Source organism: Streptomyces zhihengii (assembly GCF_016919245.1).
GTDB lineage: Bacteria > Actinomycetota > Actinomycetes > Streptomycetales > Streptomycetaceae > Streptomyces > Streptomyces zhihengii.
In genome coordinates this window covers 155091-177634 of the sequence record NZ_JAFEJA010000002.1, presented here as the reverse complement: position 1 = coordinate 177634, position 22544 = coordinate 155091, and the positions used below count along the sequence as shown (strand labels likewise).

The window sequence follows — 22544 nt, the reverse complement described above, 5'->3', positions numbered from 1 at the left end:
CGGCCACGGCCCCGTTCCGCCCGGGCCGGTGGGTCCGCCCGGGCCGGTGGGTCCGCCCGGGCCGGTGGGTCCGCACGGCCCCGTTCCGCCCGGCCCCGTAGGTCTGCCCGGGCAGGTGGTCGCGGCACGGCCCGCGGCCGTGTCCTCAATCGCCGGACGGGCTGGAGTTTCCGGCCCGCAGCCGCTCGCGGACCTTCTCGACCACATCCGCGTAGCGGGCCTCCGCGCCGTAGCGGGTGGGCTCGTAGTAGCGGCGGCCGCGCACCGCGTCCGGTGCGTACTGCTGGGCAGCGATGCCGCCCGGGACGTCGTGCGGGTAGACGTAGCCCTGCGCGTGGCCCAGCTTGGCCGCGCCCTTGTAGTGGCCGTCGCGCAGATGGGACGGCACGGGACCGGCCATGCCGTTGCGGACGTCCTGCTGGGCGGCGGAGATCGCGAGCGTCGCCGCGTTGGACTTCGGGGCCAGCGCGAGGGCGATCGTGGCGTGGCTCAGGGTCAGCGCGGCCTCGGGGAAGCCGATCATGGCCACCGCCTGGGCGGCCGCCACGGCGGTGGGCAGCGCCGTCGGGTCCGCCAGGCCGATGTCCTCGCTGGCGGAGATCATCAGCCGGCGGGCGATGAACCGCGGGTCCTCCCCCGCCTCGATCATCCGGGCCAGGTAGTGCAGCGCGGCGTCCACGTCGGAGCCCCGGATGGACTTGATGAGCGCGCTGGCCACGTCGTAGTGCTGGTCGCCGTCGCGGTCGTACTTCACCGCGGCGCGGTCGACCGTCTCCTCGACCGTGGCCAGGGAGATCTCGCCCTCCCCCTTGTCGATGGCCGCCCCCGCGGCGGCCTCCAGCGCGGTGAGCGCCCGGCGGGCGTCGCCGCCGGCGATGCGCAGCAGGTGGTCCCGGCCCCCCGGGGCGAGCTCCACCGCTCCGTCGAGACCCCGCTCCTCGGCGAGGGCGCGGTCGAGCAGCGCGGCGATGTCGTCGTCGGTGAGCGGCTCCAGGGTGAGCAGCAGCGAGCGGGAGAGCAGCGGGGAGATGACCGAGAAGTACGGGTTCTCCGTGGTGGCGGCGATCAGGGTGACCCAGCGGTTCTCCACGGCGGGGAGCAGGGAGTCCTGCTGGGCCTTGGAGAAGCGGTGGATCTCGTCGAGGAAGAGGACCGTCTCCCTGCCGTACCCGCCGGAGGCCCTGCGGGCGCCCTCGATGACCGCCCGGACCTCCTTGACGCCCGCGGTGATGGCGGAGAGCTCGACGAACCGCTTGTCGGTGGCCTTGGAGACGACGTACGCGAGGGTCGTCTTCCCGGTGCCCGGCGGGCCCCAGAGGATCACCGAGGAGGCACCGGCCCGGCCGGTGGCCCCGTCGCCGACGAGGCGGCGCAGGGGCGATCCCGGCTTCAGCAGATGCTGCTGGCCGACGACCTCGTCGAGGGTGCGCGGGCGCATCCGGACGGCCAGGGGGCTGCTGGTCGGGTCGGTCTCCTGGCGCTCTTCGGCAGCGGCGGTGAACAGGTCGGGTTCCACGTCCTGAAGCCTATGCCAGGGGACCGACAGTCTCTTCCGGGCGGGTCAGGAGGTCCAGAAGTCCCACCAGCGGGTCAGGATCAGCATCCCGATCACGCCGATGTGCAGCACCGGCAGGACCCAGGTGAACTCACCGAAGAAGGTGCGCAGCGCGGCGGGCGCGGGCAGCACGCCCTTGCGGACGTTGTGGGAGGTGACGTACCAGAACATGACGATCGTGCCCGTCCACGCGAGGCAGCACCACAGGCACAGGGCGTTGATCTCGTACAGCGACTGCTGCATCAGCCAGGTGCAGAAGCCGACGCCGAACAGGCAGCCGGCGTTCAGCCCGAGCCAGTACCAGCGGCGGTAGCGGGCCCCGGCCAGCAGCGCGACGCCGATCGCGATCACCATCGCGTAGGTGACCAGGCCCAGCATCGGGTTGGGGAAGCCGAAGACGGCGGCCTGGTCGCTCTTCATGATGTTGCCGCAGGAGACCACCGGGTTCAGGCTGCATCCCGGGGTGAAGCCCGGGTCCTGGAGCAGTTTGAACTTGTCGATGGTGATCACCCAGGCGGCCAGCAGCCCGGCCGCGCCGGTGACCACCAGCATCCACGCGAAGGCGCGGCTCGCCCCGATCGTGCCCGCGTCGGGGCGGTCCTGGGTGCCGGTGGGCACGTCGCGGGCTGCTGAAGAGGTCATGTCGCCGTTCCATCGTCTCGCCGGTGGCTGGAGCAGGGCCATTCTGCCCCACCGTGCCCCGCCGTCTCCGTTCGATCCGCATAAGGAACCCCGCCGGGTGACCGCCGCGCACCGGGGCAACGGCGAAGGGGCCCCGGGCAGTTGACGCCCGGAGCCCCTTCGCGCGGCCCGGTCAGGCCAGCTTCGCGCGCAGTTCGGAGACGACGGTCTCCAGCGGGACCGCCCGCTGCTCGCCCGACTCCATGTCCTTGAGCTGGACCACGCCCTCGGCGAGGTCGCGCTCGCCGGCCACCAGGGCGTACGGCGCCCCGGACCGGTTGGCGTTCTTCATGGCGCCCTTGAGGCCCTTGCCGCCGTAGCTGAAGTCCGCGGCGACCCCGGCCCTGCGCAGCTCCGTCACCACGCCGAACAGCACCCGGCGGGCCTCCTCGCCGAGCGGGACGGCGTACACGCTGGTGGCGGCCGGGATGTCGAGGACGACGCCCTCGGCCTCCAGGGCCAGCACCGTGCGGTCGACGCCGAGGGCCCAGCCGACGGACGGCAGCGCGGGGCCGCCGATCATCTCGGAGAGGCCGTCGTAGCGGCCGCCGCCGCCCACCGCGGACTGGGAGCCGAGACCGCCGTGCACGAACTCGAAGGTGGTGCGGGTGTAGTAGTCGAGACCGCGGACCAGCTTCTCGTCGTCCTCGAAGGCGACCCCGGCCGCCGTGATCAGCGCCCTGACCTCCTCGTGGTACGCCTTGCAGGCGTCGCAGAGGTAGTCGCGCAGCATGGGCGCGCCGGAGAGCTGCTTCTGGACCTCGGCGCGCTTGTCGTCGAGGACGCGCAGCGGGTTGATCTCGACCCGGCGGCGGGTGTCCTCGTCGAGGTCGAGGTCGCGCAGGAAGGTCTGCAGGGCCTCCCGGTAGACCGGGCGGCACTCCTTGTCGCCGAGCGAGTTCAGCAGGATGCGGAAGTCGCGCAGCCCCAGCGAGCGGTACGCCTGGTCGGCCAGGATGATCAGCTCGGCGTCCAGCGCCGGGTCCTCGGCGCCGATCGCCTCCGCGCCCACCTGGGAGAAGTGGCGGTAGCGGCCCGCCTGGGGCTTCTCGTACCGGTAGTAGGAACCGGAGTACCAGAGCTTCACCGGCAGGTTGCCGGCCTTGTGGAGGTTGGCCTCCAGCGCGGCGCGCAGCACCGACGCGGTGCCCTCGGGGCGCAGCGCCAGCTGGTCGCCGCCCTTGGTCTCGAAGGCGTACATCTCCTTGGAGACGATGTCGGTGGACTCACCGACGCCGCGGGCGAAGAGCTCGACGTTCTCGAAGCCGGGCGTCTCGACGTAGCCGTAGCCGGAGTTCTTCAGCGGGGTGGAGATCGCGTCGCGGACCGCGAGGAACACTGCGGAGCGCGGCGGGATGAGGTCGTAGGTGCCCCGGGGGGCCTGGAAGGTGTTCACGTCGGAATCTCGTCACATTCCTCGTCGGGGAGCGGGCCGGCCGCTCCCGGGGCCGGAGGCCACTTCGCGCAGATACGGGTTGGTGGCTCGCTCACGGCCGATGGTCGTCTGGGGACCGTGGCCGGAGAGCACCACGGTCGAGTCGTCGAGCGGCAGGCAGACCCGGCCCAGCGAGGCGAGCATCTCGTCCATGTCGCCGCCGGGCAGGTCCGTGCGTCCGATGGAGCCGGCGAACAGCAGGTCGCCCGAGAAGAAGACGGACGGCACGTCCGCGGCCTCGGGCATCCGGAAGGTCACCGACCCCTTGGTATGGCCGGGCGCGTGCGCGACGGAGAACTCCAGACCGGCGAGGCTCAGGGAGGCGCCGTCGGCGAGCTCCTTGACGTCGTCGGGCTCGCCGACCGTCAGTTCGCCCATGAGCGGCATGCCGATGGAGCGGCCGAGGGCCTTCTCCGGGTCGCTCATCATGTACCGGTCGGCGGGGTGGATCCAGGCGGGCACGTCGTGCGCGCCGCAGACGGGGACGACGGAGGCGACATGGTCGATGTGCCCGTGGGTGAGCACCACGGCGACGGGCTTGAGCCGATGCTTCCTGAGCGTTTCCTCGACTCCCTGCGCGGCCTGGTGGCCGGGGTCGATGATCACGCACTCCTCGCCCGCGGCCGGGGCGACCAGGTAACAGTTGGTCCCCCAGGCTCCGGCGGGGAACCCGGCAATAAGCACGATCGTCCTCAGTTCGGTCGTCGAGAGGCTTGTGGCGGGACCGGCGGGCGGCTGACGCGCGCCGATCACGGCTGATCAGAGCCTACCGGCGCTGCTCCTCCCACAGCCAACCCGTATACCGTACGGGGCAAGCTCGGCGGTCAGCATCACGCGACGTGCTCAGCACCCGCGGCGCACGGCCCTTTTCGTCCACGAACCATGTCCACGAACTACAAGGAGAAGACCCGGTGGTCACCAGCGATCAGCGGCGGCGGCAGCTCGCCCGGGAGAAGTTCGAGCGCCAGCAGCAGCGTCGGGAGAAGGCGCGGAAGAAGGCGAAGCAGCGCAACACGGTCATCGCGGCCGTGATCGCCGTGGTCCTCGCCTCCGGTGGCGCCGTGTACGCCGGGGTGAGCCTGGGCGGGGGCGACGACAAGAAGGACGACAACGCCTCGTCGGCCGCGGAGAACTCGCCCGCCCCGGAGCCGTCGGAGACGGAGAGCAAGGCGCCCGAACCCGAGATGGCGATCGACAAGAAGGCCAAGTACACCTTCTCGATCGACACCAACGAGGGCGGGCTCAGCATCGCGATGGACGCGGCGAAGACCCCGCACACCGTGAACTCCTTCAAGGCGCTCGCGGACAAGGGCTACTTCGACGGCACCAAGTGCCACCGTCTGACCACGCAGGGCATCTTCGTCCTCCAGTGCGGCGACCCCAAGGGCGACGGCACCGGCGGCCCCGGCTACACCATCCCGGACGAGAACCTGACCTCGCTCGGCAAGGCCGGCACCGACGGCGCGGTGACGTACAAGGCCGGCACGGTGGCGATGGCCAACACCGGCCAGCCGGGCACCGGCGGCAGCCAGTTCTTCCTCGTGTACAAGGACACCAAGCTGCCCCCGTCGTACACGCCGTTCGGCACGCTCGACGCCGAGAGCCTGAAGGTCGTCGAGGCGGTCGGCAAGGCCGGTGTGGAGGGCGGCGCGACCGACGGGGCGCCCAAGAAGGCGGTCACCATCGAGAAGGCCACCGTCCCGAAGGTGTGAGCCGGGGAATTCGGCGGCGCCGAGTGCGGACAGCCGGGCGGCCGGTCGCCTAGATTGGCGTTGTGCAGCGCGGACTGGATGCGCGTTGCGTACGGCGGGCGAGACCCGTCAAGGAAACTGTGGACGATGCCCGGGGGACCACTCCCCCGCGGACATCAGGTTGAGGAGGCGCTGTGAGCAGCGACCCGTGGGGCCGCGTCGACGAGACGGGCACCGTGTACGTGCGTACTGCCGAGGGCGAGCAGGTCGTCGGTTCGTGGCAGGCCGGAACTCCCGAGGAGGCACTGGCCTACTTCGAGCGCAAGTACGAGGGCCTGGTGGTCGAGATCGGCCTCCTCGAGCGCCGGGTGAAGACCACCGACCTGTCGGCGAAGGACGCCCAGATCGCGATCGACCACCTGCGCCAGCAGGTGGACGAGCACCACGCGGTCGGCGATCTCGCCGCGCTGCGCGAGCGGCTGGACGCCCTCGTGGCGACGGTGGACAAGCGCCGCGAGGAGCGCAAGGTCCAGCGCGCCAAGCAGAGCGACGAGGCGCGCAAGTCCAAGGAGGCGCTGGTCGCCGAGGCCGAGGAACTGGCGCAGAGCGAGCAGTGGCGGTCCGCCGGCGAGCGGCTGCGGGCGCTGGTGGACACGTGGAAGGGCCTGCCCCGGCTCGACCGCAAGTCCGACGACGAGCTGTGGCACCGCTTCTCGCACGCGCGCTCGGCGTTCTCCAAGCGGCGCAAGGCGCACTTCGCGTCGCTGGACGCGCAGCGCGAGGAGGCCCGCAGGACCAAGGAGCGGCTGGTCGCCGAGGCCGAGGCGCTCTCCGGGTCGACGGACTGGGGCCCGACCGCGGCCTCCTACCGCGACCTGATGGCGCAGTGGAAGGCGGCGGGCCGCGCCCAGCGCGAGGCCGAGGACGACCTGTGGAACCGCTTCCGCGGCGCCCAGGACATCTTCTTCGCCGCGCGCAGCGGCGTCTTCGCCGAGCGGGACGCGGAGCAGGGCGAGAACCTCAAGCTGAAGGAGGAGCTCGCGGCCGAGGCCGAGAAGCTCGTCCCGGTGACGGACCTCAAGGCGGCGCGTGCCGCGTTCCGGTCCATCAACGAGCGCTGGGAGGCCGTCGGCCACGTGCCGCGCGACGCCCGCCCGAAGGTGGAGGGCAGGATGCACGCGGTGGAGCGTGCCCTCCAGGAGTCCGAGGAGAACGAGTGGCGCCGGACGAACCCGGAGGCGCGTGCGCGTGCCGCGGGTCTGACGGGGCAGCTCCAGGCGGCCGTCGACAAGCTGCGCGAGCAGATCGACGCCGCCCGCGCCTCGGGCAACAACGCCCGCGCCGACAAGCTCTCCCGGGAGCTGGAGGGCCGGCAGGCCCTGCTCGACCAGGCCCTGAAGGGCCTGGAGGAGTTCGGCGGCTGAGCGGTCCGCCCGCAGCACGTGACGGAGCCCCGGCGGTGATCCCACCGCCGGGGCTCCGGCCGTTTCACGGACCGGACGCGGCACCGTCGCACAGATCGAGCGCGTGCTTGAGGACCTCGCACGCCTGGATGTGGTTGCCGGACTCCTGGAGGAGGTCGGCCAGCCGCCGGCACACCAGGACCGCCTCCGGCCCGTAGGCCTTGTGGACCTGGGTGAACGCGGACTCCAGGACGGTGATCGCCTCCGCGATCTGCCCCGTCTCCGCGAGCATCTCGGAGAGCTCCAGCTGGACGGCGAGCAGATTCCCCTGGTCGCCCGGAGGCTGCTCCTGGAGGGCGAGCCTGAGCACCGGCAGCGCGTCACGGCTGTTGCCCTCGGCGCGCAGCATGCGGGCGATGTTGAGGCCCGTCGCGACGGCGGCCGCACGGACCTCCGTCGCCAGCACGGGCGGCTGGGCACGGGTGCGGCTGCGGGCCGGGGCGGCCTTGTTGCGGGCCAGCGGCAGCGCCCCGACGCCGTTCTCCTGCGAACGCTGGGGCGCCGGGCGGTTCTTGGACCGGAGCCGTTCCCTGAGCACCCGGTACAGGGTGTCGAGGTCGAGGAGGTCGGGGCCGTCCGGTACTCCGTGGCGCAGGATGCGCAGCAGTTCGGCGGTGAAGGCCGTGTTGCGTTCCCCGTCCGGGGAGAGGGCCACCCGGTCGCGCGGTGAGGCGGTCAGCACGTACGCGCCGTCGACGGCCGCCTGCGCGGCGAGCACCTGATCCGCGCCGGCCAGCGTCCGTGCCGCCCGGCCGCTGAAGCAGCAGTCGAGCACGACCACCTTGCGCCGGGCCCGGGCGGTGCGCAGGGCGCCGCGCAGGTGCTGGTATCCGACCGCGGTGTAGCCGAAGCCCTCACGTGAACCGCCGAGCCCGAGGAAGAGGTCGGCGGAGTCCACGTCCCGCATCCCGTGGCCCGCGTAGTAGACGAACAGGGTGTCGGTGGCCTCCTCGGCCGCCTGGTGCACCGGGTCCAGCATCGCGGAGGCGCCCTGGGGGTCGGCGACCACGGTGCAGTGCTGGACGGGAAGTCCCCAGACGGTGGGGTCGCACAGCTCCTGCGCCAGGTCGATCAGATTGGCCTCGACCGCGGGCAGCGGCTCCAGGTGGAGGTACGAGGCCGTACCGATGAGCACCGCCTGGGAAAGGCTCGGGTCAGCGAGGACTGCCATCGCCGTCCGTGTCCAGTGCGGCGAGGAGACGCCTGAGGGCCTCGTCGTCGGCGGCCAGTTCCGCGGACACGTGGACCTCGACGCCGTTGCGGGTCAGGGTGAGCCCGGGCGGCTTGCGCAGCGAGGAGCGCCACTGGAGCACGGAGACGACGACCGCGGCGGCCGACATCCCGCTGCCGACCGCGAACTGCACGAGGTCGAAACCGGTGCCCATGCTGCCGGGCTCGGGTGCCGCGTCCGCCAGGATCCGGCCGCGGACGCGACCGCCGAGGCTCTCGTCCTCGTGCACCCAGCGCGTCAGCGACCGCAGTGCCTCCTCGGCGTCGCCGTCGTCGCCGAGCCGTACCGCGATCTCATCCACGGCTTCCGTCCTTCCGTCGGTCGATCATCTTGTTGACCTGCGCGAACAGTTCCACCGCCTGAGGTCCGGCCCCGAGCCTCGCCAGACAGACGCCGTGCCAGTACTGGCTCGTCAGCGTCGTCGGGTGGTCCGGTCCCAGGGACTCCACGCAGACGGGCACGATCACGGCGAACATCTCGGCGGCCTCGTGGAGCCGCCCGCGGAGCACGAGGTTGACCGCCTCTCGCAGCCGGGAGGCCGCCTTCTGCGGAGTCAGGCTGCTGAGCACCAGGCGGCGGATGCCCACACTGAGGGTGGGCGGGTGCCCCGCATCGGAGCGTTCGTGACCTTCGCGGTCGTCCGCTGCGACCCAGTCGTACTCGGGCACCCCGCCGACGGGCACTTCTCCGGTCGCGGGGCCGAGAGCTCCCCGGATCGCCTGCTCACGGGCGTATCCCGTCAGGAGGTCCGCGAGCAGGCGCTGCCCGCTCGCGGCGAGCGGGCCGAGCACCGTCCCGACGGCGGCGGCCGAGCCCGGCCGCTCGGCAGGCTCCAGGGCGCACAGCTGGTCGATGACCGAGGTCAGTCCCGCCGGCAGACCGCGCCTGCCGTGGGTGCGGGGCATGCCCTTGACGGCGCGCAGGATGATCGCGCCGATGTCCCTGGCGGCGGCGAACGGCGGTTCCCCGACGGCTGTCTGGTAGAGGCAGGCACCCAGCCCGTAGAGGTCGGCCGCGACGGTCGGGTGGCCGCCCTGCATGATCTCGGGGGCCATGAACTGCGGTGTGCCCGGAGAGACGCCCGCCCGGGTGATCGCCTCGGCACCGATCACCTTGGCCACACCGAAGTCCTGGAGTACCACCTGGCCTTCGACGGTGATGCCGATGTTGGAGGGCTTCAGGTCGCGGTGCAGCACATTCGCGTCGTGCACCGCCTGGAGGGCCTGGGCGACGCAGAAGCCCACCCAGGCGACCGCCGGTGCGGGGAGCGCTCCGGCCGAGTCGACCAGCTCCGCCAGATTCAGCCCTTCGACGTACCGCATCACCAGGTAGGGGACGCCGTCGTGCCTGCCGTAGTCGAACAGCGTCACCACGCCGGGGTGAACGACGCGGGTGAGGGCCGTCGCCTCCTGGGCGAAGCGCGCCCTGCTCATGTCGTCGTCCGACATCCCCCGGACCGCGGACAGCAGCTTCACCGCGACGACCCGCCCGAGCCTGAGGTCGGTGGCGCGGTGCACCTCGCCCACCGACCCGACGCCGATCAGCGCCTCCAGCCGGTAGCGGCCGGCGACTAAGCCGTTCTCCCCCATGTGCCCCTCGCCCCCTCGTCTCCCTGCTCCTGCGCCCGCGCCGGCGTCCTACGGCCGGCGGGCCGAGGTGACGCGGTAGACGTCGTAGACGCCCTCGACACCGCGGACGGCCTTGAGGACGTGGCCGAGGTGCTTGGGGTCGCCCATCTCGAAGGTGAACCGCGAGGTGGCCACCCGGTCGCGGGAGGTCTGCACGGCCGCCGACAGGATGTTGACGTGCTGGTCGGACAGGACGCGGGTGACGTCGGAGAGCAGCCGGGACCGGTCCAGCGCCTCGACCTGGATGGCGACCAGGAAGACGGAGGACTGGGTGGGCGCCCACTCGACGTCGAGGATGCGCTCGGGCTGCTGCGACAGCGAGTCGACGTTGACGCAGTCGGCGCGGTGCACGGAGACGCCGCTGCCCCGGGTGACGAAGCCGATGATCGGGTCGCCGGGGACGGGGGTGCAGCACCGGGCGAGCTTGACCCAGACGTCCTCGACGCCCTTGACGACGACACCGGGGTCGGCGCTGCCCCGGCGCTTGGCGCGGCTGCGGGACGGCGGCGCCGACTCGGCGATGTCCTCGCTGGCGGCCTCCTCGCCGCCGAGCGCCTGCACCAGCTTCTGCACGACGCCCTGGGCCGCGACATGGCCCTCGCCGATCGCCGCGTAGAGCGAGGAGATGTCCGGGTAGCGCATCTCGTGGGCGAGGGTGACCAGGGAGTCGCCGGTGAGGATCCGCTGGATCGGCAGGTTCTGCTTGCGCATCGCCCGGACGATGGCGTCCTTGCCCTGCTCGATGGCCTCGTCCCGGCGCTCCTTGGAGAACCAGGCGCGGATCTTGTTCCGGGCCCGCGGCGACTTGACGAAGCCGAGCCAGTCGCGGGACGGGCCGGCGCCCTCCGCCTTGGACGTGAAGACCTCGACCAGGTCGCCGTTGTCCAGCGTCGATTCGAGCGGCACCAGGCGCCCGTTGACCCGTGCCCCTATCGTCCGGTGGCCGACCTCGGTGTGGACGGCGTACGCGAAGTCCACGGGGGTGGCGCCGGCGGGCAGGGCGATGACATCGCCCTTGGGGGTGAAGACGAAGACCTCGTTGCGCGACAGGTCGAACCGCAGGGACTCCAGGAACTCGCCGGGGTCCTCGGTCTCCTTCTGCCAGTCGAGGAGCTGCCGCAGCCAGGCCATGTCGTTGACGGTGTCCTGGCCGGCGCTGCCCTTGGCCGCGCGCGGGACGTCGGTGCGGACCTTGGAGGTGCCGGCGACGGTCTCCTGCTTGTACTTCCAGTGCGCGGCGATGCCGTACTCGGCACGGCGGTGCATGTCGAAGGTGCGGATCTGGAGCTCGACGGGCTTGCCGTTGGGGCCGATCACCGTCGTGTGCAGGGACTGGTACATGTTGAACTTGGGCATCGCGATGTAGTCCTTGAACCGCCCCGGAACCGGGTTCCAGCGGGCGTGGACGGTGCCCAGCGCCGCGTAGCAGTCGCGGACCGTGTCGACGAGGACGCGGATGCCGACCAGGTCGTAGATCTCCGCGAAGTCCCTGCCGCGGACGATCATCTTCTGGTAGACGCTGTAGTAGTGCTTCGGCCGTCCCGTCACGGTGGCCTTGATCCGGGCGGCCCGCAGATCGGACTGCACCTCGTCGGTCACTATGGCGAGGTACTCGTCGCGCTTGGGGGCCCGCTCGGCGACCAGACGCACGATCTCGTCGTACATCTTGGGGTAGAGGATCGCGAAGGCGAGGTCCTCCAGCTCCCACTTGATGGTGTTCATGCCCAGCCGGTGGGCCAGCGGGGCGTAGATCTCCAGCGTCTCGCGGGCCTTCTTCTCCTGCTTCTCCCGCTTGAGATAGCGCATGGTGCGCATGTTGTGGAGCCGGTCGGCGAGCTTGATGACCAGGACCCGGGGGTCCTTGGCCATGGCGACGACCATCTTGCGGACGGTCTCCGCCTGGGCGGCCTCGCCGAACTTCACCTTGTCGAGCTTGGTGACGCCGTCCACGAGCAGGGCGACCGAGTCGCCGAAGTCGCGCCGGAGCTGGTCCAGGCCGTACTCGGTGTCCTCCACCGTGTCGTGCAGCAGACCGGCCATCAGCGTCGCCGGGTCCATGCCCAGCTCGGCCAGGATGGTGGTGACGGCGAGCGGGTGGGTGATGTACGGGTCGCCGCTCTTGCGCTTCTGGCCGCGGTGCCAGCGCTCGGCGACCTGGTACGCCTTCTCGACCTGGCGCAGCGTGGAGGTCTCGATCTTCGGGTCATTGCCGCGCACGATCCGCAGCAGCGGCTCCAGCACGGGGTTGTACGGCGAGGAGCGCTGCACACCGAGGCGGGCGAGGCGGGCGCGTACCCGGTTCGACGAACCGCCGGAGCGGGTGGCCGAGGCCGGCGGCACGGGCTTGGGAGCGGACACGGGCACCGGGCCCGTGCGCTCCGTGACGGCGGGCTGCTGCTTCCGGGCGGACTGGGCCTCGGACACGGCAGGGGCCCCCGCGGGCTTGTCGGCCTGCTGGCCGGGCTGCGCGGCGGCGGCGGACTGGGCCTCGTCTGGCAAGGGCGCTCCTCGTGCGGTCCCGGGCCCCGGTCAGGCCCGGAAAGCCCATGGTATCGATCCGGCCGGGCGGTTGCGCACGAGGCGGTGGCACCGGCCCCGGGACGGCCGCGCGGGAGGGGCCGGGGATGCGGAAGGTGCCCCGGGGAAGCGTCCCCGGGGCACCTTCGCGTGCTGTGCGCGTGTGGCGTCAGAGCGTGATCAGGGCCTCCAGCGGAGCCCCGCGCAGGGCGCCGTCGAGCCGGGCCCGACCGCCGAGGAAGGCGAGCTCCATCAGGACCGCGACGCCCGCGACGTCCGCGCCGGCCCGCCGGATCAGGTCCAGCGAGGCCTCCGCGGTGCCGCCGGTGGCGAGCACGTCGTCGATGACCATGACGCGGTCGCCCGCGCTGAGGTCCTCGGCGTGCACCTCGATCTCGGCGCTGCCGTACTCCAGCTCGTACGCCTGGGACAGCGTCGCCCCGGGCAGCTTGCCCGCCTTGCGGACGGGGACGAAGCCGATGCCCGAGCGGACGGCGACCGGCGCGGCCAGGATGAAGCCGCGGGCCTCCAGGCCGACGATCTTCGTGGCCCCGTACCGCTCGCAGAACCCGCTGAGCTCGTCGGTGAGCGCCGTGAAGGCGACCGGGTCGGCGAGCAGGGGGGTGATGTCCTTGAACACCACGCCCGGCTTCGGGTAGTCGGCGACGTCCCGGATCCGGCTGAGCAGCAGGTCGCGGGTGTCCGCGGCGGTCATCGGCGCTTGCCCGACGGACGGCCGCGGCCACGGCCGCGCTGGCCCACCACGGCGCCCGCGGTCGCGGGGGCCGCCTCGCCGTCGGCCGGCCCGTCGCCGTCGAAGTCGGTGTCGCTCTCGGCGCCCGGCTCCGTCTCGCCCTTGGCCGCGGCCGCCGCGCGCTTGGCGAGCACCCGCTTCTTGAGGGCCTTCATCTGCGGCTCGCGCTCCTTGAAGTCGGCGACGAGCGGCGTGGCGATGAAGATCGAGGAGTAGGCGCCGGCGGCCAGACCGACGAACAGCGACAGCGAGATGTCGTTCAGCATGCCGGCGCCGAGGACACCGCCGCCGATGAACAGCAGGCCGGCGACCGGGAGGAGCGCGACGACCGTGGTGTTGATGGAACGCACCAGGGTGCTGTTGATGCTGCGGTTGGCGACGTCGCTGTAGGTCCAGCGGGTCTGCTTGGTGATGTCCTTCGAGCTCTCCTTGAGGGAGTCGAAGACGACCACCGTGTCGTAGAGCGAGTAACCGAGAATGGTCAGCAGACCGATCACCGTACCCGGGGTGACCTCCAGGCCGACCAGGGCGTACACGCCGACGGTGATGGTGATGTCGTGGATCAGGGCGATCAGCGCCGCGATGGCCATGCGCCACTCGAAGGCGATCGCGAGGTAGATCACCACCAGGAACATGAACACGCCGAGGCCCGTCCACGCCTTGTTGGCGATCTGCTCGCCCCAGCTCGGTCCGACCAGCTCGGCGTTGATCTTCTCCCGGTCGACGCCGAACTCCTCGGCGAGCCGGGTCTGCACCTTGTCGGCCTGCGCGGTGTCCAGCTCGCTGACCTGGATGCGCATACCGCCGGTGCCGAGCTCCTGGACGATGGCGACGTGGCCCGAGGCCTCCTCCGCCACCTCCTGCGCCTGGGAGACCGTGACCTCGGCCTTGGGCGTGGTGAAGACCGCGCCGCCCTTGAACTCGATGCCCATGTTCAGGCCGCGCACCGCCAGGCCCACGATGGCCGTGATGGTGATCAGGATGGAGACGCCGTACCAGATCCTGCGCTTGGCGACGAAGTCGTAGCCGACCTCACCGCGGTACAGACGGGCGCCGAGATTGCCGAGTCGCGACATCTCACGCCTCCTTCGGGTCGGTGGGGACGGAGGTGCGGCGGGAGCGGCGCAGCGGGGGCTTGGCACCGAGCCGCTTCGGGTCGAGCCCGGACCACGGGTGACCGTCCGCGAAGAACTTCCGGCGGGCCAGGATCGTCATGACCGGCTTGGTGAAGAAGAACACCACGACCACGTCGAGCAGGGTGGTCAGACCCAGGGTGAAGGCGAAGCCCTGCACCTTGCCGACGGTCACGACGAACAGCACCACGGCGGAGAGGAACGACACGAAGTCGGAGACCAGGATGGTGCGCCGGGCACGCGGCCAGGCACGCTCCACGGCCGGACGCAGGGTGCGCCCCTCGCGGATCTCGTCGCGGATGCGTTCGAAGTAGACGATGAACGAGTCCGCGGTGATACCGATGGCCACGATGGCACCGCAGACCGCCGGCAGGTTCAGCGCGAAGCCGATGGCCGGGCCGAGCAGCGCCATGAGCGTGTACGTCAGGACCGCCGAGACCAGGAGGCTGAGGATCGCGATCAGCGACAGGCCGCGGTAGTAGACCACCAGGTAGACGATGACCAGCGCCAGGCCGATGGCGCCGGCGATCAGACCGGCCTCCAGCTGCTCGCCGCCGAGCGCGGCGGTGACGGTGGTGACGCTCTGCTCCTCGAAGGTCAGGGGCAGGGCGCCGTAGGACAGGATGTTGCCCAGGTTCTGGGCGGACTCCTGGGTGAAGTCACCGGTGATCTCGGCGCTGGCGCTCAGCGTCTGGTTCACCTGCGGGGCCGAGACCACTTCGCTGTCGAGGACGATGGCGAACTGGTTCATCGGGGGCTGCTGCTGCGACAGGCGGCTGGTGATCGTGGAGAACTTCTTGGCGCCCTTGTCGGTGAACTCCATGGTGACCTTCCACAGGCCACGCTGCTGGTCGAGCTCACCCTTGGCGTCGTCGACGTCCTTGCCGTCCACCTCGGCCGGGCCGAGGATGTACTTCTCCCACTGGTCGGCGCTGTTCTTGCCGCAGGCCACGGTGGTGTCGCTGGGCTTGACGTTGTCGCCGAGCGCTCCGCGGGCCTTGTCGTCGGCGCAGTTCAGCTCGGTGAACTTCTTCTGCAGCGCGGCGGTGGCCGGGTCGGCCGACGGGTCCGGCGCCGGGGTGTCGGACGGCGCGGGGCTCTCGGAGGCCTTCGGCTCACCGGAGCCCGACGGCGACGGGCTGGCGGCCGGGGCCTTCAGGCCCTCGGTGACCGCGCGGCCCTGGGTGGTCGCGGAGGGGGACGGGGAACCGGCCTCGGGCTTGTCCGTCGCCTTGTCGCCGTCCGCGGGCTTCCCGGACTCCGAGGCGCTCGGGCTGGGGCTCGCGGCGGGCTGCTCCTGGTCGGGCGCACCGGCCGCGACCGTCAGCACCGGCCGGAAGTAGAGCTGGGCGGTGGTGCCGACCTGCTCCCGGGCCTGCTGGGAGTTGGTCCCCTTGGGGATGTTGACGATGATGTTCGAGTTGCCCTGGGTCTGAACCTCGGCCTCGGAGACACCCAGACCATTGACACGGCGTTCGATGATGCCGACCGCGGTGTTCATGTTGGTCTCGTTGATGGCGTTCGGGGCGCCCGGCTGGTTCTTCGCCTGGAGCGTGATGGTCGTACCGCCCGCCAGGTCGATGCCCAGGCGCGGCGTGAGCTGACCCGCCCAGAACATGCCGCCCGTGAGCGCGACCATGGCGATCAGGATCAGAGCCAGGGCGCGCCCCGGCTTCCCCTGAGACCCCGTGGGCCTTCGGCCCCTGTTCGGTGCTGCCACCTTCTCGTTTCTCCCTGTCCAACCGCCCCGGCGCCGGGTGTGCGCCGCGGCGGCCACGAAGTGTTGTGGGGCCTGCCCCCGGGTTGCGTCGGCACGACCCGGGGACCGCGCGGCGCCTGTGCGCCGCGACGGTCCCCGATCATGACTACTTCGCGTCGCCCTGGCCGTCGGCCTTGCCGTCGGTCTTGCCGTCCTTGGCCTCGGTCTCGTCGGCGGCGTCCTTCTTGCCCAGGTCGACGCGGTCGTCGTCCGCGGACGCGTCGTCGGAGCCGGCGGTCAGCGAGGAGGCGTCGTCCGGGACGACGGTGGCGCTGTCGTCGCTGACATCGTCGTCACCGTGGACGATGCGGTTGTACTCCTCGTCCGAGAGCACGGCGCCGACGGCGTTCTTGCCGAAGATCAGGTGCACGCCGGGGGCCGCCTCGAGGAGGACCGTGTCGTCGTTGACCTCCTTCACGGTCGCGTACATGCCACCGATGGTCCGCACTCCGGTGCCGGGCTGCATCGAGTCGCGCATGTTCGCGGCCTGCTGCTGCTTCTTCTTGGCGGAGCGGGTCATCAGGAACATGGCCCCGATGAGCACGATGAAGGGGAGGAGGGTCAAGATATCCACGGCGGGGAATTCCTTCGCACGACCGCGCTGACGAACGGCCTGTATACGGGGGTGGGCACGCCGTCCCTGGAAGGGCGGCATCGGCGGAGTCTAAGCGAGTCCGCATCACTGGAACAACGCCCAGCATCCCACCGTGGTTCCGCGGGGCACGACTCTCCTCGCCGTCACGCCCCGAACAACCCCTGTTGTCCGCTTGCGCCCGGCGCCTGCTGCGGCGGGACGAGTCCGAGGTGCGTCCAGGCCGCCGGTGTGGCCACCCGGCCCCGGGGTGTACGGGCCAGCAGACCCTCCCGCACCAGGAAGGGCTCCGCGACCTCCTCCACCGTCTCCCGCTCCTCGCCGACCGCGACCGCGAGCGTCGACAGGCCCACCGGGCCGCCGCCGAAGAGCTTCAGCAGCGCCTTCAGCACGGCGCGGTCGAGCCGGTCGAGCCCCCGGCTGTCGACCTCGTACACGCCGAGGGCCACCTCGGCCACCTCGCGGGTGATCCGGCCGTCCGCCTTGACCTGCGCGTAGTCGCGCACCCGGCGCAGCAGCCGGTTGGCGATACGGGGCGTGCCGCGGGAGCGGCCGGCGATCTCGGCGGCGCCGTCCGCGTCGATCTCCACGTCCAGGAGCTGGGCGGAGCGGTGGATCACCCGTTCCAGTTCGGCGGGCTCGTAGAACTCCATGTGGGCGGTGAAGCCGAAGCGGTCGCGCAGCGGCGGCGGCAGCAGTCCGGCCCGGGTCGTCGCGCCGACCAGGGTGAACGGGGGCAGCTCCAGCGGGATGGCGGTGGCGCCGGGGCCCTTGCCGACGATCACGTCGACCCGGAAGTCCTCCATGGCCATGTAGAGCATCTCCTCGGCCGGCCGGGACATCCGGTGGATCTCGTCGAGGAAGAGGACCTCGCCCTCCTGGAGGGAGGAGAGGATCGCCGCGAGGTCGCCCGCGTGCTGGATGGCGGGGCCCGAGGTGATGCGGATCGGGGCGTTCATCTCGGCCGCGATGATCATCGACAGGGTGGTCTTGCCGAGGCCGGGGGCGCCGGAGAGCAGCACGTGGTCGGCGGTGGCACCGCGGGCGAGGGCGGCCTTGAGCACCAGGTCGAGCTGTTCGCGCACCCGTTCCTGGCCGACGAACTCGTGCAGCGACTTGGGGCGCAGGGCCGCCTCCACGGCCTGGTCCTCGCCGTCGGCCGACGGGCCGACGAGACGCTGCTCGGTGTCGGCGGTGGTGTCGTCGTCCCAGTTCACGTGGTGTCTTCTGCCTTCTTGCGCGGACGGTGGCGGTTGCCCTGTCGGACGGGTGGCCCCCCGAGCCCCCGGGGGGAGGACGGGCGGCTCAGCGGGTGCGGTTCAAGGTCTGGAGGGCGGCCCGCAGCAGCGGCCCCACGGCCGGGGCGGGGCCCATCGCCTCCGCCTGGGGGGCGACCGCGGTGACGGCCTCGTCGGCCTCCCTGGTCGCGTAGCCGAGGCCGAGGAGCGCGGCGTGGAGCTGGTCGCGCCAGGACTGGGTGACCGGGGCGCCGACCGCGGGGAGGGTGCCCAGCGGCTCGCCGAGCCGGTCCTTGAGCTCCAGCAGCAGTTTCTGGGCGCCCTTCTTGCCGATGCCCGGCACCGCGGTGAGGGCCTTCTCGTCGGCCGTGGCGACGGCCACCCGCAGCGCGTCCGGGCTGTGGACCGCGAGCATCGCCTGGGCCAGCCGGGGGCCGACCCCGCTCGCGGTCTGGAGCAGCTCGAACACCTGGCGCTCGTCGTCGTCGGCGAAGCCGTACAGGGTGAGCGAGTCCTCGCGGACCACCAGGGAGGTGGCCAGCCTGGCCTCCTGCCCGATGCGCAGGGCGGACAGGGTGTTCGGGGCGCACTGCACGGCCATGCCGACACCGCCGACCTCGATCACCGCGGTGGTGGGGGCGAGCGCGGCGACGGTGCCGCTCACAAAGGCGATCATGCGGTCGGGCCTTTCCTGACGGGCGGGACGGAGGTGACGGGCCCGGACCGCGCGCCGGCCGCGGGCCGGCCGGCCCGGTGGGCCGTCACCGCCTGCTGGAGCCGGTTCTGCACGGGGGCGCGCCAGATGTGGCAGATGGCGAGGGCGAGGGCGTCGGCCGCGTCGGCGGGCCTGGGGGGCGCGTCGAGCCGCAGCAGCCGGGTGACCATGGCCCCGACCTGCGACTTGTCGGCCCGGCCGCTGCCCGTGACCGCGGCCTTGACCTCGCTGGGCGTGTGCAGGGCGACGGGGAGGCCGCGCCGGGCGGCGCAGAGCATGGCGACCGCGCTGGCCTGGGCCGTGCCCATCACCGTGCGGACGTTGTGCTGGCTGAAGACCCTCTCCACCGCGACGACGTCGGGCCGGTGCTCGTCCAGCCAGTGCTCGATGCCCTGCTCGATGGCGACCAGCCGGCGGCCGAGCTCCTCGTCGGGCGGGGTGCGCACGACGCCGACGGCGCGCATCGTCAGCGGGCGGCCGGCCACGCCTTCGACCACACCGACACCGCACCGCGTCAGCCCCGGGTCCACACCCAGTACGCGCACGCCGCCCCCTTCTCCGGTCACCTGTTCGTGCAGGTTATCCGCTGCCGCCGACAACGCGCGGACGGGCCGACGGGGGTGTCCCCCGTCGGCCCGTCCGGTGCCGCCGATATGAGCAGGCGTCAGGCGTCGACCTTCGCCATGACGTCGTCCGAGACGTCGAAGTTGGCGAAGACGTTCTGCACGTCGTCGCTGTCCTCCAGCGCGTCGATCAGCTTGAAGATCTTGCGCGCGCCCTCCTCGTCCAGTTCGACCTGCATGGTCGGGACGAAGTTGGCCTCGGCCGAGTCGTAGTCGATGCCGGCCTCCTGGAGGGCGGAGCGGACCGCGACCAGGTCGGTGGCCTCGCTGAGCACCTCGAAGGACTCGCCGATGTCGTTGACCTCCTCGGCACCGGCGTCGAGGACGGCGCCGAGGACGTCGTCCTCGGACAGTTCACCCTTGGGGACGATGACGACGCCCTTGCGGTTGAACAGGTAGGACACCGAACCGGGGTCGGCCATCGAGCCGCCGTTGCGCGTCATGGCGACACGGACGTCGGACGCGGCACGGTTGCGGTTGTCGGTGAGGCACTCGATGAGCACCGCGACGCCGTTGGGCCCGTAGCCCTCGTACATGATCGTCTCGTAGTCGACGCCGCCGGCTTCGAGACCGCCGCCGCGCTTGACCGCCGAGTCGATGTTCTTGTTCGGGACGGAGCTCTTCTTGGCCTTCTGGATGGCGTCGAAGAGCGTCGGGTTTCCTTCGATGTCGGCGCCACCGGTGCGCGCCGCCACCTCGATGTTCTTGATCAGCTTCGCGAAGAGCTTGCCGCGCTTGGCGTCGATCACGGCCTTCTTGTGCTTCGTCGTAGCCCATTTAGAGTGGCCGGACATCTGCCTGTCTCCTTCGCGTAACCCTTTACTGAACGAACCCCAGAGATCCTACCGGGATCGGGTCACCTGCCCGCGCGCACCATGTCGACGAAAAGCGCGTGCACGCGGTGGTCCCCGGTGAGCTCGGGGTGGAACGAGGTGGCGAGCACGGCGCCCTGCCGGACGGCGACGATGTGGCCGCCGTGCTCGGCGAGCACCTCGGTCTCCGCGCCGACGGACTCCACCCAGGGGGCCCGGATGAAGACGCCCTCCACGGGACCGACGCCGGCCACCTCGACGGTGGCCTCGAAGGACTCGTTCTGCCGGCCGAAGGCGTTGCGCCGCACGATCATGTCGATGCCGCCGAAGGTCTCCTGGCCCGAGCGCGGGTCGAGGATCTTGTCGGCGAGCATGATCAGGCCGGCGCAGGTGCCGTAGACGGGCAGGCCGGCGGCGATGCGCTCGCGCAGCGGTTCCGCCATGCCGAAGAGGGTGGCGAGCTTGGACATGGTCGTGGACTCGCCGCCGGGGATCACCAGGCCGTCGATCTCGGCCAGTTCCTCGGGCCGCCGGACCGGCCTGGCCACGGCGTCCGCCGCGGCCAGGGCGATCAGGTGCTCCCGGACGTCGCCCTGGAGCGCCAGGACGCCGATCACGGGTGAGGTCATCACCAGCCCCGGTTCGCGTAGCGCTCGGCCTCGGGGAGGGTGTCGCAGTTGATGCCGACCATGGCCTCGCCCAGGTTGCGGGAGGCGTCCGCGATGACCTTCGGGTCGTCGTAGAAGGTGGTCGCCTTGACGATGGCGGCGGCGCGCTTGGCCGGGTCGCCGGACTTGAAGATGCCGGAGCCCACGAAGACGCCCTCGGCGCCGAGCTGGCGCATCAGCGCCGCGTCCGCGGGAGTGGCGACGCCGCCGGCGGAGAACAGCACCACGGGGAGCTTGCCGAGCTCGGCGACCTCCTTGACGAGCTCGTAGGGCGCGCGCAGGTCCTTGGCGGCGGCGTAGAGCTCGTTGTTGTCGAAGCCGCGCAGCCGGGCGATCTCGTTCTTGATCTGGCGCAGGTGGCGGACGGCCTCGACGACGTTGCCGGTGCCGGCCTCGCCCTTGGAGCGGATCATGGCCGCGCCCTCGGCGATGCGGCGCAGGGCCTCGCCCAGGTTGGTGGCGCCGCAGACGAAGGGGGTGGTGAAGGCCCACTTGTCGGAGTGGTTGACCTCGTCGGCCGGGGTGAGGACCTCGGACTCGTCGATGTAGTCGACACCGAGGGACTGGAGCACCTGGGCCTCGACGAAGTGGCCGATGCGCGACTTGGCCATGACGGGGATGGAGACCGCGCCGATGATCTCCTCGATCATGTTCGGGTCGGACATCCGGGCCACTCCGCCGTCCTTGCGGATGTCGGCGGGCACCCGCTCCAGGGCCATGACGGCGACGGCGCCGGCGTCCTCGGCGATCTTCGCCTGCTCGGCGTCGACCACATCCATGATCACGCCGCCCTTGAGCTGCTCGGCCATGCCGCGCTTGACGCGGGAGGTACCGGTCGCCGGGGCGTCGGCGGGCTGCGGGGTGGGGTTGACGGACACGGAGGACCTCACTCGATGACGACGATGCGATGCGTCACCGATGGAACAGCCGCGGACCAGTCCACATCAAGGGCCAATGAACAGGCGGTGGATCGTTTTGGCCCGCTCAGGGGGAGGTCAGGGGGCCGGGCGGGGCCCTTCCGGGCCGCCGGCGCCCGCCCGGAGCAGGCCACATCTCGGAGACCGCCCGGCTGCCGGGCCGACCGCGCGGGCGGTCGGACGGGGGGTCAGGCGGGGCGGTCCGCCAGCGCGGTGGGCGGCTCGTCGTCCATCTCGAACGCGAGGGGGAACGGGGCGTGGCCCGCCAGCCGGAACCAGCGCACCGTGCGGTGCCGGCGCAGCGCCCGGGCCGCGCGCACCGCGTCGTTGTGGAAGCGCCGGGCCATCGGCACCCGGCGCACCGCCTGCGCGAGCTCCGTCGCCGCCTCGTCGCCGCCCGGGACCTCGCGCAGCGCCTCGACCTGCTCCGTCTCGCCGAAGACGGCGCGCAGCGCGGCGCTCAGCTCGCTCTCGGCCACCTCGCGGTGCTCCTCCTCCGACTGCCGGGCGTCGTGCGCGGCCTCGTAGAGGACGATCGACGCGGCGGGATCGAGCACGCCGGAGGTCGCCAACTCCTGGGCCACCGAGGCGCGGCGCAGGAGCTGCGCGTCGAGCGCGGCCCGCGCGGCGTCGATCCGGGCGTGGAGCCGGTCGAGCCGGCCGGCCGTCCAGCTCAGGTACATGCCGATCAGCACGAGGGCGACGACGATCCAGATCAAGGTGCTCACGGGCCGCAAGGCTACCGGCCACGGCCCGGCCCCTCGTCACCCCGGCAGCCTCGCACCGGCCGCCCGGGTGCCGGGCCCCGGGGACGGAGGCCCAGAGCCCCGGCCCCGGCCCCGGCCCCGGCCCCCGGCAGGGGCACGGGCCCGCGGTCTCGGCGCCCGGGCAACGGGACTTGGGGACCCCGGCGCGGGAGCGGGCGCAGTGGCCTCGGCGCCCGGGCAACGGGACGTGAGGACCCCGGCCGCGCGAGCGGGACCGGAGGCCCGTGCCGCCGGAACCCGGCACGGGGACGGGCCGGCGGTCTCGGCGCCCGGAACCAGGCGCGGGAGCAAGCCCGGCGGCCTCGCCGCCCAGGCAACGGGACGTGAGGACCCCGGCCGCGCGAGCGGGACCGGAGGCCCGTGCC

The 22544-nt window shown here is 71.9% G+C and carries 21 protein-coding genes; 2 read left to right on the top strand and 19 right to left on the bottom strand.

The features are described 5' to 3' along the window. Positions 1-145: 145 nt before the first annotated feature. From JE024_RS29000 to JE024_RS28985, 4 genes are all read right to left on the bottom strand, one after another. On the bottom strand, positions 146-1516 hold the full coding sequence (locus JE024_RS29000) for a replication-associated recombination protein A (RefSeq protein WP_205376927.1): 1371 nt from the start codon (positions 1514-1516) through the stop codon (positions 146-148). Positions 1517-1561: 45 nt separating this feature from the next. Continuing rightward, positions 1562-2197 (bottom strand): vitamin K epoxide reductase family protein, encoded by a 636-nt coding sequence (locus tag JE024_RS28995; RefSeq protein ID WP_205376926.1) that lies wholly within the window; start codon positions 2195-2197, stop codon positions 1562-1564. A gap of 172 nt (positions 2198-2369) precedes the next feature. Beyond that, on the bottom strand, positions 2370-3632 hold the full coding sequence (hisS, locus tag JE024_RS28990) for a histidine--tRNA ligase (protein ID WP_205376925.1): 1263 nt from the start codon (positions 3630-3632) through the stop codon (positions 2370-2372). 12 nt (positions 3633-3644) lie between these two features. Next, entirely contained in the window at positions 3645-4355 is a 711-nt protein-coding gene (locus JE024_RS28985; protein WP_205378412.1) for an MBL fold metallo-hydrolase, read from the bottom strand. A 227-nt stretch (positions 4356-4582) separates the two neighbouring features. On the opposite strand from JE024_RS28985, the gene JE024_RS28980 reads away from it, so the two are divergent. Continuing rightward, positions 4583-5383, top strand: a complete 801-nt coding sequence (locus tag JE024_RS28980) for a peptidylprolyl isomerase (RefSeq protein WP_205376924.1) — start codon at positions 4583-4585, stop codon at positions 5381-5383. Between the two features lie 173 nt (positions 5384-5556). Further along, entirely contained in the window at positions 5557-6786 is a 1230-nt protein-coding gene (locus JE024_RS28975; RefSeq protein ID WP_205376923.1) for a DUF349 domain-containing protein, read from the top strand. 64 nt (positions 6787-6850) lie between these two features. Here the strand turns inward: JE024_RS28975 and JE024_RS28970 are convergent, their stop codons facing one another. The 15 genes from JE024_RS28970 to JE024_RS28900 form a co-directional block, all read right to left on the bottom strand. Continuing rightward, complete coding sequence (locus JE024_RS28970) at positions 6851-7996, bottom strand: caspase family protein (protein ID WP_205376922.1); 1146 nt, start codon at positions 7994-7996, stop codon at positions 6851-6853. After that, a complete protein-coding gene (locus JE024_RS28965; protein WP_205376921.1) occupies positions 7980-8357 on the bottom strand; it encodes an effector-associated constant component EACC1 in 378 nt (125 codons plus the stop codon). Before JE024_RS28965 ends, JE024_RS28970 begins: the two co-directional genes overlap by 17 nt. Further along, positions 8350-9645, bottom strand: coding sequence for a serine/threonine-protein kinase (locus JE024_RS28960; protein WP_205376920.1), 1296 nt, complete (start codon positions 9643-9645; stop codon positions 8350-8352). The genes JE024_RS28965 and JE024_RS28960 overlap by 8 nt, the downstream gene beginning before the upstream one ends. A gap of 48 nt (positions 9646-9693) precedes the next feature. After that, positions 9694-12042 carry a RelA/SpoT family protein gene (locus tag JE024_RS28955; protein WP_244883569.1) on the bottom strand — a complete coding sequence of 783 codons (2349 nt, stop codon included), beginning with the start codon at positions 12040-12042 and terminating at the stop codon, positions 9694-9696. 328 nt (positions 12043-12370) lie between these two features. Then, positions 12371-12916 carry an adenine phosphoribosyltransferase gene (locus tag JE024_RS28950; RefSeq protein ID WP_205376918.1) on the bottom strand — a complete coding sequence of 182 codons (546 nt, stop codon included), beginning with the start codon at positions 12914-12916 and terminating at the stop codon, positions 12371-12373. After that, positions 12913-14031, bottom strand: coding sequence for a protein translocase subunit SecF (secF, locus tag JE024_RS28945; RefSeq protein WP_205376917.1), 1119 nt, complete (start codon positions 14029-14031; stop codon positions 12913-12915). Before secF ends, JE024_RS28950 begins: the two co-directional genes overlap by 4 nt. Before the next feature lies 1 nt (position 14032). Continuing rightward, entirely contained in the window at positions 14033-15808 is a 1776-nt protein-coding gene (gene secD / locus JE024_RS28940; protein ID WP_205376916.1) for a protein translocase subunit SecD, read from the bottom strand. A gap of 145 nt (positions 15809-15953) precedes the next feature. Then, on the bottom strand, positions 15954-16421 hold the full coding sequence (yajC, locus tag JE024_RS28935; protein WP_205376915.1) for a preprotein translocase subunit YajC: 468 nt from the start codon (positions 16419-16421) through the stop codon (positions 15954-15956). A gap of 164 nt (positions 16422-16585) precedes the next feature. Next, entirely contained in the window at positions 16586-17656 is a 1071-nt protein-coding gene (gene ruvB / locus JE024_RS28930) for a Holliday junction branch migration DNA helicase RuvB (protein WP_205376914.1), read from the bottom strand. 88 nt (positions 17657-17744) lie between these two features. Beyond that, on the bottom strand, positions 17745-18353 hold the full coding sequence (gene ruvA, locus JE024_RS28925; RefSeq protein ID WP_205376913.1) for a Holliday junction branch migration protein RuvA: 609 nt from the start codon (positions 18351-18353) through the stop codon (positions 17745-17747). Beyond that, complete coding sequence (ruvC, locus tag JE024_RS28920; protein WP_244883251.1) at positions 18350-18937, bottom strand: crossover junction endodeoxyribonuclease RuvC; 588 nt, start codon at positions 18935-18937, stop codon at positions 18350-18352. Before ruvC ends, ruvA begins: the two co-directional genes overlap by 4 nt. A gap of 119 nt (positions 18938-19056) precedes the next feature. After that, on the bottom strand, positions 19057-19809 hold the full coding sequence (locus JE024_RS28915; RefSeq protein WP_205376912.1) for a YebC/PmpR family DNA-binding transcriptional regulator: 753 nt from the start codon (positions 19807-19809) through the stop codon (positions 19057-19059). Positions 19810-19871: 62 nt separating this feature from the next. Beyond that, positions 19872-20456, bottom strand: coding sequence for a pyridoxal 5'-phosphate synthase glutaminase subunit PdxT (pdxT, locus tag JE024_RS28910; protein WP_205376911.1), 585 nt, complete (start codon positions 20454-20456; stop codon positions 19872-19874). Next, positions 20456-21373, bottom strand: a complete 918-nt coding sequence (gene pdxS / locus JE024_RS28905) for a pyridoxal 5'-phosphate synthase lyase subunit PdxS (RefSeq protein WP_205376910.1) — start codon at positions 21371-21373, stop codon at positions 20456-20458. Before pdxS ends, pdxT begins: the two co-directional genes overlap by 1 nt. A gap of 227 nt (positions 21374-21600) precedes the next feature. After that, positions 21601-22095 carry a hypothetical protein gene (locus JE024_RS28900; protein WP_205378411.1) on the bottom strand — a complete coding sequence of 165 codons (495 nt, stop codon included), beginning with the start codon at positions 22093-22095 and terminating at the stop codon, positions 21601-21603. Positions 22096-22544: the final 449 nt, after the last annotated feature.